This window comes from Ensifer sp. 38_S197 (assembly GCF_056924495.1).
The window spans coordinates 2,080,484-2,096,058 of sequence record NZ_JBXOVZ010000002.1 but is presented as its reverse complement, the minus strand read 5'-3'; the positions used below and the strand labels follow the sequence as shown (position 1 = coordinate 2,096,058).

Below are 15,575 nucleotides of genomic sequence, written 5' to 3'. Positions count from 1 at the left end.
TCCTGACCGTTTCAGGGCCAGGCGCCACGCCGCAAAGTCAGTTCACTTCGCCGACGCCAGCCGGCGATCGAGCGCATCGAGCACCCGCCGCGTCAGTGCCGGATAATCCTCGTCGAAGTGGTGGCCACCATCGATGCCGATGACATCGACGCCGGTCCCCTTCAATTCAGGGCAGGCATCGTCGTCTTCGTCCGTGCCGTAGATGCATTGCACGAGCGTAGGATCGATGCGCTTGATATCATCGAGCGGATCGCCGCCCTTGCCATCGCCCTCCGCGCCCAGCCAACCGAGCACCGAGACCTTGTAGTCGACCATGTGCGAGAGCGCCATCAGCGTCACCTGGCGGACATGAGCCTTGTCGCCTGACGGCAGCAGGTTGAAGGTTCGCGGCAAAACGTCGGCACCGAAGGAATAGCCGATCAGGAGCACATTGCGGACGTTCCAGTGCTTGCGATAGTAGCTCATGACCTTGGCAAGGTCGTCCGCGGTCGCCTGCGGGTCTCGCTCGGACCAGAAGTAATGCAGGGAATCGAAGCCGACAACGGGCACGCCTTGCTGCTGGAGGACGTCGCCGACCTCCTTGTCGATGTCGCGCCAGCCACCGTCGCCCGAGTAGATCACTGCCATCGTATCTCGCGTCGGCTTCGCGTCGAGAACGGTCAGCGGCAGGCCAAATGGATTGCCGGCATCGCGCTGGCTGTCGATCAGATCGGTGAGGTGATCGGACAATGCCGTGAAGGCGTCCTCATCGCTGTCTTCCTGCTCGACGTCCGGATGTTTCGCAACGAGTGCCGCGACATGCGCACGGCCATCCGCGGAGGCTGCCGGAGAAAAGACGACGGAGACCGGGTCCGGCAAGGCGCCGTCGGTCAGCCCATAGACCATCCGGTCGTCCTTCCGCACCTTATCAGCCGGTGTGCAGAGTTGCTTCTCGAGCGCGATCCCCTCCTCCGGGTCGACGGCCAGCGTCTGACCGATCGTTGCCGGCGGGGTCTGGGCGGCAATCGCAAGCGCCATCGCGCCGCCCGCGCCGACGCCCGCGACAACGGGCAACTGATAAGCGTCGGTGCCGACTGCGCGCTGCACCTGTTGGCTGAGCGACTCGATATCGGAGACCATGTAGACGCAATCGCCGTCGTCCTTGGCAAGCGACGCGAGATAGGCCTTGAGGTCAATACCGATGACGACGGTCTTGTCGCCGGTGAGCGTATCGGCGATCGCCTGCTCCTTGTCCGTCCAGCCACCGGCATCCGAAAGCAGCACCACCAGTGCGGCCGCCTTTTCCTTGGGCAGCATGATGCGTGGCGAGGGGATCATCCCGGTATCGTAGCTCTTCGCCGCGTCTTCTGCGGAAGCGGGAAGAATGGAAGCCGAAAGCAGCAGCGCCGCCGAGGCAAGGCATTTCCAGGCGTTCGCAACACGGATCATTTCTTCACCACTCCCTTGAGACCGCCGCCGATCAGGAATGTCGCATCCATCAAGGCGAGGATCGGATTGATGCCGCCGCTGGCGACAAGATAGCGCGGTTGCCACTGCGGATGAAACTTCGACTTGAAGGCACGTAGGCCCTTGAAGTTGTAGAAGCGCTCACCGTGTTCGAAGAAGGTGCGGCCGGCCCGGTCCCACACCGGCGCGATCTGGCGCGTCGACATGCCCGATAGCGGCGCCATGCCGAGGTTGAAGGTGCGATAGCCCTCCGCCTTCAGATATTCCATGACCTGAGCGAAGAGGAAATCCATCGCCCCTTTCGGCGCATCGGGCGCAAAACGCATCAGATCGACGGTCCCCTCCTTCTTGGTCCCCGTCACCAGGATGTTGGCGAAGGCGACGATGCGTCCGCCACAGGTGAGGATCGCAACGGGCTGCTGGGCCAGATAGTCGGGGTCGAAGGCACCAAGCGAGAAGCCCTTTTCCTTGGCGTTGTGATGTTCCAGCCAGGCATCGGAAACCGCCGTCAGGTCGTCCATGATCTCGGCCACCTCTGCCGGCGGTACGACCTGGAATTCGAGCCCTTCACGCTGGGCACGGCTGACCTGCTGGCGCAGGTTTGCCCACTTGCCGCCCTTCATTTCGAAGCGGGTGAGGTCGACGCGCGCCAGTTCGCCGAGCCGGAAGGCACGCAGCCCCGCATCGGCATAATAAGCTAGGCCGTCGGGTGAGACCTGGTAGAAAACCGCCCGGCACCCCGAGGCGCGCGCCTTTTCGATGAATTGCCAGATCAGCTCTGGCCAGGCATCGATCGGGCCGACGGGATCGAAAAGCGCGATCCAGGAACGGGCGCGCTGACCGTACATGATGAAGGCGCGCCCATCGGCGGAAAACAGGATGCTCTTGTCGCCCATGCGCACCAGATTGGCATCGGACATGTCCTGTGCCTCGACGATCGCCAATGCCCGCTCCATCGCATCGTCAGAGGCGGGCTCAGCTGCCCCGGTTGCCGGACGCATCAGGCTCCAGATCGCAAGCAGGCTCGAACCGATCGTCACCCCCAGGAGTGCCCGAAGCCCGCGCGGAGCCTCGGCGGAAAATTCGAACTGCCACCAAAGTTCATGGCTGTACTCGACATCGCGGTAGACGAAGAGCAGCACGACGAGTCCGCCCAGGCAGATAACCCCAAGCGCCGTCAGCCAGGGTATGGTGAGCGCCTGGCCGAAGAGCGATGCCGGACGGACGAACAGGCGCCGGCTGACAATCAATCCCAGGAGGAAGAAGGCAAGCATGCCCGCCTCCACCACCGCGACCGCCTTGATGAGTGACAGCAAAAGCGCTGCCATCGCAATCGCGATGGACGCCCACCAGGAGCCATCAAGGCGCAGGGCAAGACCACGGGAGACGACGACGAGCGCCAGTCCGAGCAGGCTTGCGAGGAAATGGGCGCCCTCGACGATCGGCAAGGGCAGCAGACTTTCCAGAAAAGCCAGGTTTTCGTCCGGCGTCGGCGTCACGCTCGAAAGCACCAGCATGATCGCCAGCACGATGCCGAGCGTCGCAAGCAGCAACGGCGTCATACGGCCGCCGATGCGCCGCACGCTCGAGGCAACCGGATGACCGGAAAGCTGCCGGAGCTCGATGCCGATAACGACGGCAATCGCGATCACCAGAGGCAGCACGTGATAGATCACGCGATAGAGAACCAGCGCGCCGAGAATGGTGTCGACATCGGTGTTGTGACTGAGCGTCGCGATGATGATCGTCTCGAAGACACCAAGGCCGGCGGGAACATGGCTAAGAACACCGACGCCGACGGCGAGCGAATAGACCGCGAGGAAGGCCGGCCAGCCGATGGTGCCGTCCGGCAGGAGCACGTAGAGGACGGTCGCCGAAGCGGCGAGATCGAGTGCCGTCACCAGGAACTGGCGGGAGACGGTGCGCGAATCCGGCAGCCGCAGCGTCATGCGTCCAAGGCTGACCTCGCGTCCGTTGCGCGCAAGGAAGAACACGGTGAACAATCCACCGAGGACGACGACGGCGATCAGGCGCAGCAACAGGGGATCCAGCCCGGTCATCGGCGCCACATATTCGCCGACGGCGAGCAGGCTGAGACAGGTCACCGTCAGAAGCCCGAGGCCGAAGGCGAGCGTCACAAAGGCGATGATCCGGGCAATCTTTTCCGGCTCGACGCCGAGGCGGGAATAGGACCGGTAGCGGATTGCGCCACCGCTCAATGCGCCGAAGCCCGCGGTATTGCCGACCGCATAGGCGCAAGCCGCCGTCAGCGCCACATCGGCATAGGGCAGTTTCCGCCTGACATAGTCGAGCGCGCTGACATCATAGAAGGTCAGCGCCAGGAAACTCAGGGCCGTGAAGAATACCGCTGCCGCGACCGACGTCCAGGACGTCTCCGCCAAGGCCTGCACGACTTCGTCGTACTGCACTTCCGATGTCAGGTGAAAGATCGCGACGCCGAAAAGGGCGATTACGAACAGCGTGCCGGCGGCCGAAAGATAGCGACGGTTGCGGCGGAGGAAGGCGAGCCAGCCTCCCTCCGCCTGTTGTTCGTCGTCGGTCGGGCTTTGTGAAAGGGAGGATGTCATGGAGCGCCCATGTCAATGATGAGGACACCAGCGCTTTAGCCTACCCGATACGGATCCAAAAGTGAAATATCCGTAATAAATTATGTTCTTACAAAACAATGATTTAGCCGATGAGTTCATGGCGGTTGAGCCTTGCCCATTGCAGCAGCATGATCGTCTTGGCGTCGCAGATCTCGCCGGTGGCGATCATCGCGAAGGCCTCATCGAGCGGTATTTCGAGAACTTCGATGTCCTCGCCCTCATGCGCAAGCCCGCCGCCGTCGCCGCGTTTCTCGTCAACGTCGATACGGCCAACGAAGAAGCTGGTGCGCTCGGTGATCGCGCCTGGGCTCATATAGGCATCGAAAAGATGGGTGGCGCCCTCGACATGGTAGCCGGTTTCTTCCAATGCCTCGCGGGCGATCGCGATTTCGGGCGTATCGTCGTCCAGCAACCCCGCTACCGCCTCGATCATATAGGCCGGGTCACCCTGCAAAAGGACGGGAACGCGCAATTGCCGTACCAACACCACGCTCTGCCGCCTGGTGTCGACGAGCAGGATCGTCGCCGCACTGCCGTGATCGTGCACTTCTCGCTTCAGCGTCGCGGTCACGCCATTCGACATGTCCTGTTCGAGCGTCACTTCCTCGAGATGGATGAACCCGTCCCAAAGCGTGCGGCGGCCGATGATCCTGACGCGCGGATCGTGATGTGTGCTCATGCGAAATCCTTCATTGGCGGGGGCAATCCGTCCGCTCCGCCCCTAGAGCGCCGTGCGTTCATATGAACGCACAAAGGACGCTCTAGCGCTTTGATTCTAGAGCATCTTTCTACTTTCAAGTGATACCACCTGAAAGCAGGATGCTCTAGTGAACGTGTTCCTTTGCGGCACGGTCTTCGCGCTCCATCTGCAAGGTCGTGTGGTGAAGGTCAAACTCTTGGCGCAACCGCGTCTCGATCGCCCGGCGCACCGCTTCGCCATCGGCGCCATCGGCAAGGACTGCGTGGGCGGTCAGCGACGGCTGGCCTTGGGTGATTGCCCATAGGTGAAGATCATGGACGGAGGCGACGCCGGGCACGGCGGCGATCGTCGCGTGGACATCGGAGAGCCGCATGCCGGGCGGCACGCCTTCGAGCAGGATGTTGACGCATTCCTTGAGCAGGACCCAGGTGCGCGGAAAGACCATGAAGCCGATGCCGACGGCAAGCAGCGAGTCCACCCATTGCCAACCGGTGAACCAGATGACCGCTGCGCCGACGATGACGGCGAGCGAGCCGAGCATGTCGGACCAGACCTCCAGATAGGCGCCCTTGACGTTGAGACTCTCGTCCTTGTAGCTGGTCAACAGCCGCATCGAGGCGAGATTGACGAGGAGGCCGATGACGGCGATCACCAGCATGCCGGCCGACTGGATCTCCTGCGGCTCCGACAGGCGCTTCCAGGCTTCATAGAGAATATAGAAGGCTACGGCGAGCAGCAGGAGGGCATTGAAGGCGGCCGCCAGGATCTCGAAGCGCGCATAGCCGTAGGTGCGCAGCAGGTCGGACGGGCGTCGGCCGACCTGGATGGCAACGAGCGCGATCGCGAGTGCCGCCGTATCCGTCAGCATGTGCATGGCATCGGAGATCAGCGCCAGGCTGCCGGTCAGGATACTGCCGACGACCTCGGTCAGCATGAACCCGCCGGTCAGGCCGAGCGAAGCCCAGAGCCGGGAGACCGGCGTGTTGCTGACATCGGCATGCTGGTGGTCGCCGGTCATGAGGCCTCCGGGTTACCGTCGTGCGATGATCTAGGGTGCGAGCCTTACCCAGACCCTGTTGTCGTGAAAAGCGGCACCGCCATAGGGCGCCACCGCATCGGCACCGGTCAGAACGTTGATCCCCTCGCCGTCGAGATGGGCGCCGTTCGGCCACAGCCCCTCGGCGATCACCACGCCGCGGCGCGTACCGCCGCCGATTTTCGCGTGCAGGCGGATCTCACCACGCTGGTTGCCAAGCTGAACGACATCGCCATCGGCAATGCCGAGCGCTGCGGCGTCCTCGGCATGGATCATCACTTCCGGGCGCACTTCCTTCTGGATCGAGGACGGCGTCTCGGAAAAGGTCGAGTTGAGGAAAGAGCGCGCCGGAGAGGTCGCAAGACGGAAGGGATGCTCGGCGTCGGCGACCTCGATGAGATCGACATGGTCAGGGAACTCCGGCAATTCAGCGTGCGGCCCCTGAATGCCCATGGACTTCGGCGGCCGGTTCGGCGCGGGCGTTCCCGCCCAGTCCGCCCTGAAGCGGAACTTGCCGTCGGGATGGCCGAAGCCCTTGAGGTAATGCGCTTCCTCGAAGGCGGGCTGGCAGTCCAACCACTTCTCCTGCTTCATCTCCTCGTAGCCGATGCCGTAATTGGCAAGCAGCCGGTCGATATGCTGGCGCTCCGTGAGACCGAAGCCGGCATGGCCGGCGACGCCCAGACGCTTGGCCAGTTCCTCGATCACGAAGAGGTTGGTGCGCACGGTCGACGGCGGCTCAACCACCTTCGGGCCGATCAGGATGTGCTGGTGCCCGCCGCCGCGATAGAGATCGTCGTGTTCGAGGAACATGGTGGCCGGCAGAACGATATCGGCGACTTCAGCCGTATCTGTCATGAATTGCTCGTGCACGGCGACGAACAGGTCGTCGCGCAGGAAACCGCGCTTCACCAGCCGCTGCTCCGGCGCGACGTTCACCGGATTGGTGTTCTGGATCAGCATCGCCGTCACCGGGCCGCGATGGCGCAGTGCCTCGGCGTCACCGGTCAGCACCCGGCCGATCTGTGACTGGTCGAGCATGCGCACATCCGGATCGTGGAAGGCCGAGCCGACCAGCTCGCGCTTGTCGAGCTTGAAAATGTCGTTGTTGGAGTGGAAGGCGCCGCCGCCCTCGTGCTTCCAGGAACCGAGAACCGTCGCCACGGAGGCGGCAGCATGGATCGCGACCGAACCGTTGCGCTGGCGCGTGAAGCCGTAGCCGAGGCGGAAATAGGTTCTGGGCGTCGTGCCGACCAGTCTGGCGAAGGCTTCGATTTCCTCGACCGGTAGACCGGTGATGGCGGATGCCCATTCGGGCCCGCGCGACTGGAGATGCGCCTCGAGCCCGGCCGGATCGTCAGCGAATTCCGCCATATAGGCCCGGTCGGCATAGCCGTCGCGGAAGGCGATGTGCATGACCGCACAGGCGAGTGCTGCGTCGGTGCCGGGCTTCAGCACCAGGCCCATGTCCGCCTGCTTGACCGTCGGATTGTCATAGATGTCGATGACGACGATCTTGGCGCCGCGGTCCTTGCGGGCCTTGACCGCGTGCGTCATCACGTTGACCTGGGTCGCGACCGCGTTCGTCCCCCAGATCACCACGCAATCGGCCTTTGCCATCTCGCGCGGGTCGGGGCCGCGCAAGGCGCCGGTCGCCATGGTAAAGCCGGTCCAGGCCATGTTGGTGCAGATCGAGCCGAAGAAACCGGAATAGCGCTTGGCGTGGCGCAGCCGCTCGATGGAGTCGCGCTGCACCTGGCCCATGGTGCCGGCATAGAAATACGGCCAGACAGCCTCCGCCCCGTGCTTCTGTTCGGCGCGGATGAACTGATCGGCGATCTCGTCGAGCGCCGCTTCCCAGCTCACCTCCTGCCAGTTGCCCTCGCCCTTGGCGCCCTTGCGGCGCTTCGGCACCATAAGACGGCCCGGATGGTAGATGCGCTCGGAATAGCGCGCCACCTTGGCGCAGATCACGCCGGCGGTATAGGTGTTGGCGGATGCGCCACGCACGCGGCCGATGCGCCCTTCGGCGGTCAGGTCGACCTCCAGCGCGCAGGCGGAGGGACAGTCGTGCGGACAGACCGAATGGCCGATCGATTTTTCTGCTTTGATGGGGGTCGCAACGTTCATGGCTTTTCTATATGGCATCGACAAACGGGCTCAAAGAGCCAATCGTTCATCCATCGAACAATTGATCACGGCCATCGGCGGCGCTCATGAACTATCGGCACATCTACCACGCGGGCAATTTCGCCGACGTCCTGAAACATGCGGTCCTGGCCCGGCTTGTCACCTATCTCCAGCAGAAGGAGAAGGCGTTCCGCGTGCTCGACACCCATGCCGGCATCGGGCTCTACGATCTCTCCAGCGAAGAGGCACAGAAAACCGGCGAATGGCGCGACGGCATCGGCCGGCTGCTCGATGGTGATCTGCCCGCAGAAATCGCCGCCATCCTCGCTCCTTATCTTTCGTCCGTTCGTACGCTCAATCCCGGCGCCGACCTGACGCTCTATCCCGGCTCGCCGAAGCTGGCGCGCATGCTCTTCCGGACGCAGGACCGGCTCTCGGCGATGGAGCTGCATCCGCAGGACTACGAGACCCTGCACCGGCTCTTCGACGGTGATTTTCAGAGCCGCATCACCGAACTCGACGGCTGGCTGGCTCTCGGCGCGCATCTGCCTCCGAAAGAGAAGCGCGGGCTGATCCTCGTCGATCCGCCTTTCGAGAAGGAAGGCGAGTACGAACGCCTCGTCGACGGCCTCGCGCGTTCCTATAGGCGCTTTGCCGGCGGCATCTATTGCCTCTGGTATCCATTGAAGCAGGGCGCGCCGATCAAGGCTTTCCACGAAGCACTGAAGGCACTCGAGATTCCGAAGATGCTCTGCGCCGAACTGTCGGTCCGCAGCGATCGCGAAACCACCGGCCTTTCGGGCTCCGGCCTCATCATCGTCAATCCACCCTTTACGCTGAAGGGCGAACTCGACCTGCTGCTGCCGTTCCTGAAAGCACGGCTGGCGCAGGATCGCTTCGCCTCCGCACGCTGCTTCTGGCTGCGCGGCGAAGAACAGGCAACCCGAGGGGCTTGACGGACGGGCGCGACACACCGCAATCTCGTGTGACGATATAGGGAGACGCCCATGACTCGCACGCTCGCAGCAACGCTTCTCATCTCGCTTTCCCTCGCCGGCGCCACAGCGCCGGGCGCATCTGCCGCCGACTATATCGGCAGCAGCCAGGCACAGTCCTACAACGCAGGGGTTTGCAGTGAAACCTCGGTGCTCGGTTTCATCACCTCGCGCTTCGAATACCGGGATGCAAACTATCTGCACGCCAATCTGTCGATCGCCGAGATCCGCGACATGGGGCAGAACCGGCAGGAGTTTCGCGACGAGACGCATCTGGTGGAGCGTGAATATTGCTACGCCACGGCGGTCATGAACGACGGCCAGCAGCGCTCGCTCTACTATCTCATCGAACGTCCCTGGGGCTTCGCCGGCGTCGGCAGAAGCATCGAGTTCTGCGTCGGCGGGCTTGATCCCTGGTATGTCTACGGCGCTCATTGCGCCTCGCTCCGCTAACCATGAAAGCAATCCGGGATGCGCGCCGGCTTCTGCCGGCGCTTCTCGTTGCGGCCAGCCTGGTCGGTTGCAGCGATCAGAACGCCGAGAAGGCGCCGGCCGCGACCGGTACGCAGTCCACGAAAGCGATCACCGCGGTGCCGGTCGGCAGCGGCTTCGATTTCTATGTCCTGTCGCTCTCCTGGTCGCCGACCTGGTGTGGCGACAATGATCCCAACGGAAAATCCAGCCAATGCGAGACGGGCAGCAACCGCGGGCTGATTGTGCACGGCCTCTGGCCTCAGAACGAAAAGGGCTATCCGGATTTCTGCCCGACGCGACAGTCCGATCGCGTGCCCGCCTCTCTCGGCAAACAATATCTCGACCTGATCCCGTCGATGGGGCTGATCGGCCATCAATGGCGCAAGCACGGCACCTGTTCCGGCCTCAGCCAGGAAGACTATTTCGCTGTCACGCGCGCGGCCTGGAATAGACTTGCCCTGCCCTCGGAGCTCTCGCCTCCCCGGCAGCAAACGAATTTGTCCGTCAACGCAATCGAAAGCGCGCTCGTCGCCAAAAACCCCGGCATGACGAAAGATGCGGTCGCGGTTACGTGCGAAGGCAACAGGCTCGAAGAAATCCGGGTCTGCTTCGACAAGTCGCTGAATTTCCGATCCTGCCCGGCGGTCGATCGCCAGGCATGCCGGAAGGACAGCGTTTCACTGCCTCCGGCTCCATAGGTATTTGTTTTTACGCGACTCCCGGCGTAGCGCCGGGAATTGCCCGCACCAGAAGAAAGACGTTCGATGAAAATACTGTACTCGCCCGCCTCGCCCTATTCGAACAAGGTTCGCATGGCGGCGCATTATGTCGGGTTCCCGGCCGAAAGCGTTCTAACCGACACCAACGCCAACCCGCCGGAGCTCGTCGACAACAATCCGCTCGGCAAGATCCCGACGCTAATCCTCGATGACGGCCGGGCAATCTATGACAGCCGTACGATCACACATTTCATCGACCGGGAAACCAAGGGCAAGCTCTATCCGAAGAATGCCGGAAAGCGCACCGACGTCGAGCTTCTCGAGGCCCTATGCGACGGTGTCTGCGACAGCCTGCTGGCGATCGTCTACGAGAAACGTTCGCACCCGCCGGAAAAGGTGCACCAGCCCTGGATCGACCGGCAATGGGAAAAAGTCGAACGCAGTCTCGACCATCTGAACGCCAACCTGCCGAAGACCGGAGCCAAGCTCCATGCCGGCCATTTCGCCCTTGCGGCGATGCTGCGCTACATCGAATTACGATTTACCGGCGAATGGCAGAAGGGCCGCGCCAAGCTCAAGAACTGGCCGGCAAAGTTCGAAAAGCACTTCCCCGATTATGCCAAGTTCAAGGCTTGAAACGAAGACGGGACATGAAAAAGGCCGGGTCTCCCCGGCCTTTTTACGATCTGGCTGAAGCCGATCAGAACTTCACGCCCATACCGACGCGAACGCTGTGCTCGTCGTAACCGGAGGAGACGTTGGTGCCGCCGACGTTGAAATCCTTCGAACCGTAATCCGTGTAACGGTACTCGACACGTGCGGTGATGTTGTCGGTGACGAAGGTTTCCGCACCAGCGCCGGCCGTCCAGCCGACCATGGTGTTCTTGTCGGAAGCGCCACCGATGCTGGCCTTGGCCTGACCAACGGCGAGACCGGCGGTGCCGTAAAGCAGAACCGGGTTCAGATCAACACCGACGCGAGCGCGCAGCGAGCCGTTGACGCCCTGCTTCATGCGCAGGTCACCCTTGCTCGAATCCTGGCCGGAGTAGCCGATATCGGCTTCACCGCCGTATACGATCTGACCGCTCTGCATGTTGTAGCCGCCGTAGAGACCACCGCCGAAGCCGGCTGCCGTGTTGCTGCCGGTCGCGTCATGCTGACCATGGTGCCAATCGGCGGTACCACCGACATAGGCGCCCGACCAGTTCTTGACTGCCGGCTCGGTGTATTCGGCCTGCGGAGCAGCCGGAACTTCGTCAATCGCATCAGCAGCCTGGGCGGCCTGGAAGGCGATGAGGGTCATAGCGGAAGCCATGAGGGTGGTGGTGAGCGTACGCATAAATATTCTCCTTTTCGTACCGATGCCCCCTGGGCTTGGGGCCCCACAGTGAAACATCGGACAACTTTCAATTAACCCGCCCGGTTGAGCTGAAATTGGCCAGCAAATGAGGATTCACAAGAGCCAAAATGTGAAATTTTGGTGGCGCAAACACGCCCAAAATTTGATGTTGCTTTGGCGCCACACGGAATTTGTTAACCATAATTCAAGATTAACGAAAGATATACTATAAGACTTCAAAATAATACAATTTACGCCAATTCCATTAATTTTTCGGCAAGGAACTGTCAGGGAGTGTTTCAGGCTCACGTTTCTTGCCTATATCTTCGTCCGCTGACGCGAAGATTCGAAAATGCGGGATGAAACGTTGAAGAAAGCACGGAAGGCGGCCCTCGTGACCGGGGGCGCCAAGCGGATCGGCAAAGCTATAGTTGAGGACCTCGCGGCCCATGGCTTTTCGGTCGCCATTCACGCCGACGCCTCATTTGCCGAAGCGGAAGCGCTGGTCGAGACCCTCTCGAAAGGCAAAACGAAGGCCGTCGCGCTTCGCGCCGACCTCACCGATACGGCCGAGACTTCGACGCTGATCGCACGCGCCGCAGAGGCACTTGGCCCGCTGGATCTGCTCGTCAACAATGCCTCGGTGTTCAAGAAGGACAGCCTCGACGCTTTCGACGAAGCAATCTGGGATCAGCACTTCGCCCTGCATGTGAAGGCCCCTTCCCTGCTGGCGCGCGACTTCGCAGCATTGCTTCCGGCGGACGCCAATGGGCTCATCGTCAATGTGATCGACCAGCGCGTCTGGGCTCCCAATCCGCGCTTTTATTCCTATATGTTGTCCAAGTCGGCGCTTTGGACGGCTACCCGGACGATGGCGCAGGCGCTCGCCCCGCGCATCCGCGTCAACGGTATCGGCCCCGGGCCGACGCTGCCGAACGAGCGGCAGGACCCGAAGGATTTTGAGGCACAGGTCGAAGCCCTGATTCTCAAACGCGGGCCGACGCTCGACGAATTCGGACGGACGATCCGCTTCCTGTTCGACACGCCGTCGATTACCGGACAGATGATCGCGCTCGATGGGGGCCAGCACCTCGCCTGGGAAACGCCCGATATCAGGGAGATAGTGGAATGAACGGACGCGTGCCGACAGACGGCGGCATCCTCTATGACGGCACCGAGGCGGAAGACGACGACGATCTGATCGAGGTCGCGGAAATCGAAAGCGCCGCCACGCCTGTCGCGTGGAACGAGAATCGCGTCGAGACCGCGGGATTGAAGGGCGCAGAACTGATCCAGGCCTTCGTCAAGCTCCTGCCGAACGGGCCCGGCGTCTATCGCATGTTCAACGAGGCCGGCGACGTTCTCTATGTCGGCAAGGCGCGCAGCCTGAAGAAGCGCGTCAGCAACTACGCGCAGGGGCGTGGCCACTCCAACCGCATCGCCCGCATGGTCCGCGAAACGGCGAACATGGAGTTCGTGACGACGCGCACCGAGATCGAGGCGCTGCTTCTCGAAGCGAACCTGATCAAGCGCCTCAGACCGCGCTTCAACGTGCTTTTGCGCGACGACAAGTCGTTTCCTTATATTCTGGTGACGGGCGATAGCCGCGCGCCGGCGCTCTACAAGCACCGCGGCGCGCGCAGCCGCAAGGGCGACTATTTCGGGCCCTTCGCCTCCGCCGGCGCGGTCGGCCGCACGATCAATTCGCTGCAGCGGGCCTTCCTGCTCCGAACCTGTACAGACAGCGTCTTCGAGACCCGGACGCGCCCCTGCCTGCTCTACCAGATCAAGCGCTGCTCGGCGCCCTGCACCGGTGAAATCAGCGATCCCGACTATGCGGAGCTGGTGCGCGAGGCCAAGGACTTCCTCTCCGGCAAGAGCCAGGCGGTGAAGGCGACCATCGCCGCCGCCATGAGCGAGGCTTCGGAGAACCTCGACTTCGAACGGGCGGCCCTTTACCGCGACCGCCTGGCGGCGCTGAGCCACGTGCAGAGCCACCAGGGCATCAATCCCGCCGGCGTCGAGGAGGCGGACGTCTTTGCCATCCACCACGAGGGCGGCATATCCTGCATCCAGGTCTTCTTCTTCCGCACCGGCCAGAACTGGGGCAACCGCGCCTATTTCCCGAAGGCCGACCCGTCGCTCCCGGCGGCCGAGGTGCTTTCGCAGTTCCTGGCCCAGTTCTACGACGACAAACCCTGCCCCCGGCAGATCCTCCTCTGCGAGGCCGTGGAGGAGCAGGAACTTCTGGGCCAGGCGCTCAGCGAGAAGTCCGGATACAAGGTGGCGATCCAGGTGCCGCAGCGCGGCGAGAAGAAGGATCTCGTCGACCACGCGCTTGCCAATGCACGCGAAGCCCATGGCCGCAAGCTGGCGGAAACCGCCTCGCAATCGCGGCTGCTCGAGGGCTTCTCGGAAACATTCAAGCTCGAGCGCGTGCCGCGCCGCATCGAGATCTACGACAACTCCCACATCATGGGCACCAATGCCGTCGGCGGCATGGTGGTGGCAGGGCCGGAAGGCTTCGTCAAAGGGCAGTACCGCAAGTTCAACATCAAATCGACCGACATCACACCGGGCGACGACTTCGGCATGATGCGCGAGGTGATGACGCGGCGGTTTTCACGACTGCTGAAGGAGGAAGGCAAACCGGACAGGAGCGCCGAGGCTGTCGATGACGGCGCCTTCCCCGCCTGGCCGGATGTCATCCTCATCGACGGCGGCCAGGGCCAGATGACCGCCGTGCGCGCCATTCTCAAAGAACTCGACGTCGAGGACTGCGTGACGGCGATCGGCGTCGCCAAGGGTGTCGACCGCGACGCGGGACGCGAGCGCTTCTTCGCACTCGGCCGCGACAGTTTCACCCTGCCGCCGCGCGATCCGGTGCTCTATTTCATTCAACGGCTGCGCGACGAAGCACACCGTTTCGCCATCGGCTCGCACCGCGCCCGCCGCAAGAAAGAGATGGTCAAGAACCCGCTCGATGAGATCGCCGGCATCGGGCCCACGCGCAAGCGCGCGCTGCTGACGCATTTCGGCACTGCCAAGGCCGTCTCGCGCGCCGGCATCAGCGACCTCATGGCCGTCTCGGGCATTTCCGAAACGGTGGCCCGGCTAGTCTATGAACATTTCCACGACGATGCTGCTAAATGAAAACCGGGTGTCACAATTCACCCAGCGTTCACATGCAATAGGGCAAATATGACAGTTGCCGACGATGACCTGTTGACCTCCGGCCAGCAAAGTCATTCTGTACCTGACGAACCAGAGAACACGAATCCATGGCCAAGCCTGTCGCCTACAGCATCCCGAACCTGCTCACCTATTTCCGAATCCTGATCGTGCCGTTGATCGTCCTTTGCTTCTTCGTCGAGGGTCGGCTGCACAGTTCGGATTTCGCACGCTGGACGGCGGTCACGCTCTTTATCGTTGCATCGATCACCGATTTCTTCGACGGCTATCTCGCCCGCATCTGGAACCAGACGTCGAACATCGGCCGCATGCTCGACCCGATTGCGGACAAGCTCCTGGTCGCGTCGATCCTGCTTCTCGTCGCCGCCGATCAGACGATTGCCGGCTGGTCGATCTGGGCCGCGATCATCATTCTCTGCCGCGAAATCCTGGTGTCCGGCCTGCGCGAATATCTGGCTGCGCTGAAGGTCAGCGTTCCGGTGACGCGCATCGCCAAGTGGAAGACGACGATCCAGATGGTCGCCATCGCCTTCCTGCTGGCAGGTCCCGCCGGCGACAAGATTTTGCCCTATACGACGGAAGCGGGTATCGTGCTCCTGTGGATCGCCGCCGGGATTACGCTCTACACGGGCTATGATTATTTCCGCGCCGGCCTCAAGCACGTGGTCAACGAATGAGCACCGTCAATCTCGTCTATTTCTCCTGGGTGCGGGAGCGCATCGGCAAGGGCGAAGAGACGCTGGACGTTCCCGCCGGCGTCGTCACCATTGCCGACCTGCTCACGCATCTGAAGACGCTCGGCGAGGAGTACGAGGCGGCGCTCGAACATGAAAACGTCATCCGCGCGGCCATCAATCAGGAACATGTCGACCATCGCGAGCCGATCGCCGGCGCCCGGGAGATCGCCCTGTTTCCGCCGATGACGGGTGGTTGAG

14 protein-coding genes are annotated in these 15,575 nt (G+C 62.4%); 8 read left to right on the top strand and 6 right to left on the bottom strand.

The genetic code is table 11. The annotated features are described in order from the left end of the window. Positions 1-42: 42 nt before the first annotated feature. The 5 genes from AC1Z3V_RS23245 to AC1Z3V_RS23225 all read right to left on the bottom strand — a co-directional run bounded on the left by AC1Z3V_RS23245 (position 43) and on the right by AC1Z3V_RS23225 (position 7,939). Positions 43-1,428, bottom strand: coding sequence for a virulence factor family protein (locus AC1Z3V_RS23245; protein WP_483501994.1), 1,386 nt, complete (start codon positions 1,426-1,428; stop codon positions 43-45). Next, a complete protein-coding gene (gene mprF / locus AC1Z3V_RS23240) occupies positions 1,425-4,034 on the bottom strand; it encodes a bifunctional lysylphosphatidylglycerol flippase/synthetase MprF (RefSeq protein WP_483501992.1) in 2,610 nt (869 codons plus the stop codon). Before mprF ends, AC1Z3V_RS23245 begins: the two co-directional genes overlap by 4 nt. Before the next feature lie 103 nt (positions 4,035-4,137). Continuing rightward, positions 4,138-4,734 carry an NUDIX domain-containing protein gene (locus AC1Z3V_RS23235; RefSeq protein ID WP_483501990.1) on the bottom strand — a complete coding sequence of 199 codons (597 nt, stop codon included), beginning with the start codon at positions 4,732-4,734 and terminating at the stop codon, positions 4,138-4,140. Positions 4,735-4,879: 145 nt separating this feature from the next. Beyond that, positions 4,880-5,773: a cation diffusion facilitator family transporter gene (locus AC1Z3V_RS23230; protein ID WP_483501989.1), complete on the bottom strand. Its 894-nt coding sequence runs from the start codon at positions 5,771-5,773 to the stop codon at positions 4,880-4,882. A gap of 30 nt (positions 5,774-5,803) precedes the next feature. Then, entirely contained in the window at positions 5,804-7,939 is a 2,136-nt protein-coding gene (locus tag AC1Z3V_RS23225; protein WP_483501987.1) for a molybdopterin-containing oxidoreductase family protein, read from the bottom strand. A 68-nt stretch (positions 7,940-8,007) separates the two neighbouring features. On the opposite strand from AC1Z3V_RS23225, the gene AC1Z3V_RS23220 reads away from it, so the two are divergent. The 4 genes from AC1Z3V_RS23220 (at position 8,008) to AC1Z3V_RS23205 (ending at position 10,745) form a co-directional block, all read left to right on the top strand. Further along, entirely contained in the window at positions 8,008-8,877 is an 870-nt protein-coding gene (locus tag AC1Z3V_RS23220) for a 23S rRNA (adenine(2030)-N(6))-methyltransferase RlmJ (protein WP_483501985.1), read from the top strand. Between the two features lie 51 nt (positions 8,878-8,928). After that, complete coding sequence (locus tag AC1Z3V_RS23215) at positions 8,929-9,369, top strand: hypothetical protein (RefSeq protein ID WP_483501983.1); 441 nt, start codon at positions 8,929-8,931, stop codon at positions 9,367-9,369. 2 nt (positions 9,370-9,371) lie between these two features. Further along, a complete protein-coding gene (locus tag AC1Z3V_RS23210; protein WP_483501981.1) occupies positions 9,372-10,088 on the top strand; it encodes a ribonuclease T2 family protein in 717 nt (238 codons plus the stop codon). A gap of 66 nt (positions 10,089-10,154) precedes the next feature. Continuing rightward, entirely contained in the window at positions 10,155-10,745 is a 591-nt protein-coding gene (locus AC1Z3V_RS23205) for a glutathione S-transferase (RefSeq protein ID WP_483501979.1), read from the top strand. A 64-nt stretch (positions 10,746-10,809) separates the two neighbouring features. On the opposite strand, the gene AC1Z3V_RS23200 is transcribed toward AC1Z3V_RS23205, so the two are convergent. After that, the gene (locus AC1Z3V_RS23200) at positions 10,810-11,448 is read right to left on the bottom strand and encodes an outer membrane protein (RefSeq protein ID WP_429808507.1); all 639 of its coding nucleotides are present in this window, start codon (positions 11,446-11,448) and stop codon (positions 10,810-10,812) included. 367 nt (positions 11,449-11,815) lie between these two features. On the opposite strand from AC1Z3V_RS23200, the gene AC1Z3V_RS23195 reads away from it, so the two are divergent. The 4 genes from AC1Z3V_RS23195 to moaD all read left to right on the top strand — a co-directional run bounded on the left by AC1Z3V_RS23195 (position 11,816) and on the right by moaD (position 15,574). Continuing rightward, positions 11,816-12,580, top strand: a complete 765-nt coding sequence (locus AC1Z3V_RS23195) for an SDR family oxidoreductase (RefSeq protein ID WP_483501977.1) — start codon at positions 11,816-11,818, stop codon at positions 12,578-12,580. Continuing rightward, a complete protein-coding gene (gene uvrC / locus AC1Z3V_RS23190; protein WP_483501975.1) occupies positions 12,577-14,601 on the top strand; it encodes an excinuclease ABC subunit UvrC in 2,025 nt (674 codons plus the stop codon). Before AC1Z3V_RS23195 ends, uvrC begins: the two co-directional genes overlap by 4 nt. A gap of 128 nt (positions 14,602-14,729) precedes the next feature. Next, positions 14,730-15,317 (top strand): CDP-diacylglycerol--glycerol-3-phosphate 3-phosphatidyltransferase, encoded by a 588-nt coding sequence (gene pgsA / locus AC1Z3V_RS23185; RefSeq protein ID WP_429808499.1) that lies wholly within the window; start codon positions 14,730-14,732, stop codon positions 15,315-15,317. Beyond that, on the top strand, positions 15,314-15,574 hold the full coding sequence (gene moaD, locus AC1Z3V_RS23180) for a molybdopterin converting factor subunit 1 (RefSeq protein ID WP_173516085.1): 261 nt from the start codon (positions 15,314-15,316) through the stop codon (positions 15,572-15,574). The genes pgsA and moaD overlap by 4 nt, the downstream gene beginning before the upstream one ends. The last annotated feature ends 1 nt before the right edge of the window (position 15,575 follow it).

Excerpts from the sequence above, each read along its gene's own strand:
- mprF (WP_483501992.1), bottom strand. The coding sequence starts at position 4,034 with ATGACATCCTCCCTTTCACAAAGCCCGACCGACGACGAACAACAGGCG.
- AC1Z3V_RS23210 (WP_483501981.1), top strand. The coding sequence starts at position 9,372 with ATGAAAGCAATCCGGGATGCGCGCCGGCTTCTGCCGGCGCTTCTCGTT.
- AC1Z3V_RS23235 (WP_483501990.1), bottom strand. The coding sequence starts at position 4,734 with ATGAGCACACATCACGATCCGCGCGTCAGGATCATCGGCCGCCGCACG.
- AC1Z3V_RS23205 (WP_483501979.1), top strand. The coding sequence starts at position 10,155 with ATGAAAATACTGTACTCGCCCGCCTCGCCCTATTCGAACAAGGTTCGC.
- AC1Z3V_RS23230 (WP_483501989.1), bottom strand. The coding sequence starts at position 5,773 with ATGACCGGCGACCACCAGCATGCCGATGTCAGCAACACGCCGGTCTCC.
- uvrC (WP_483501975.1), top strand. The coding sequence starts at position 12,577 with ATGAACGGACGCGTGCCGACAGACGGCGGCATCCTCTATGACGGCACC.
- pgsA (WP_429808499.1), top strand. The coding sequence starts at position 14,730 with ATGGCCAAGCCTGTCGCCTACAGCATCCCGAACCTGCTCACCTATTTC.
- AC1Z3V_RS23215 (WP_483501983.1), top strand. The coding sequence starts at position 8,929 with ATGACTCGCACGCTCGCAGCAACGCTTCTCATCTCGCTTTCCCTCGCC.
- AC1Z3V_RS23200 (WP_429808507.1), bottom strand. The coding sequence starts at position 11,448 with ATGCGTACGCTCACCACCACCCTCATGGCTTCCGCTATGACCCTCATC.
- AC1Z3V_RS23245 (WP_483501994.1), bottom strand. The coding sequence starts at position 1,428 with ATGATCCGTGTTGCGAACGCCTGGAAATGCCTTGCCTCGGCGGCGCTG.
- AC1Z3V_RS23220 (WP_483501985.1), top strand. The coding sequence starts at position 8,008 with ATGAACTATCGGCACATCTACCACGCGGGCAATTTCGCCGACGTCCTG.
- AC1Z3V_RS23225 (WP_483501987.1), bottom strand. The coding sequence starts at position 7,939 with ATGCCATATAGAAAAGCCATGAACGTTGCGACCCCCATCAAAGCAGAA.
- moaD (WP_173516085.1), top strand. The coding sequence starts at position 15,314 with ATGAGCACCGTCAATCTCGTCTATTTCTCCTGGGTGCGGGAGCGCATC.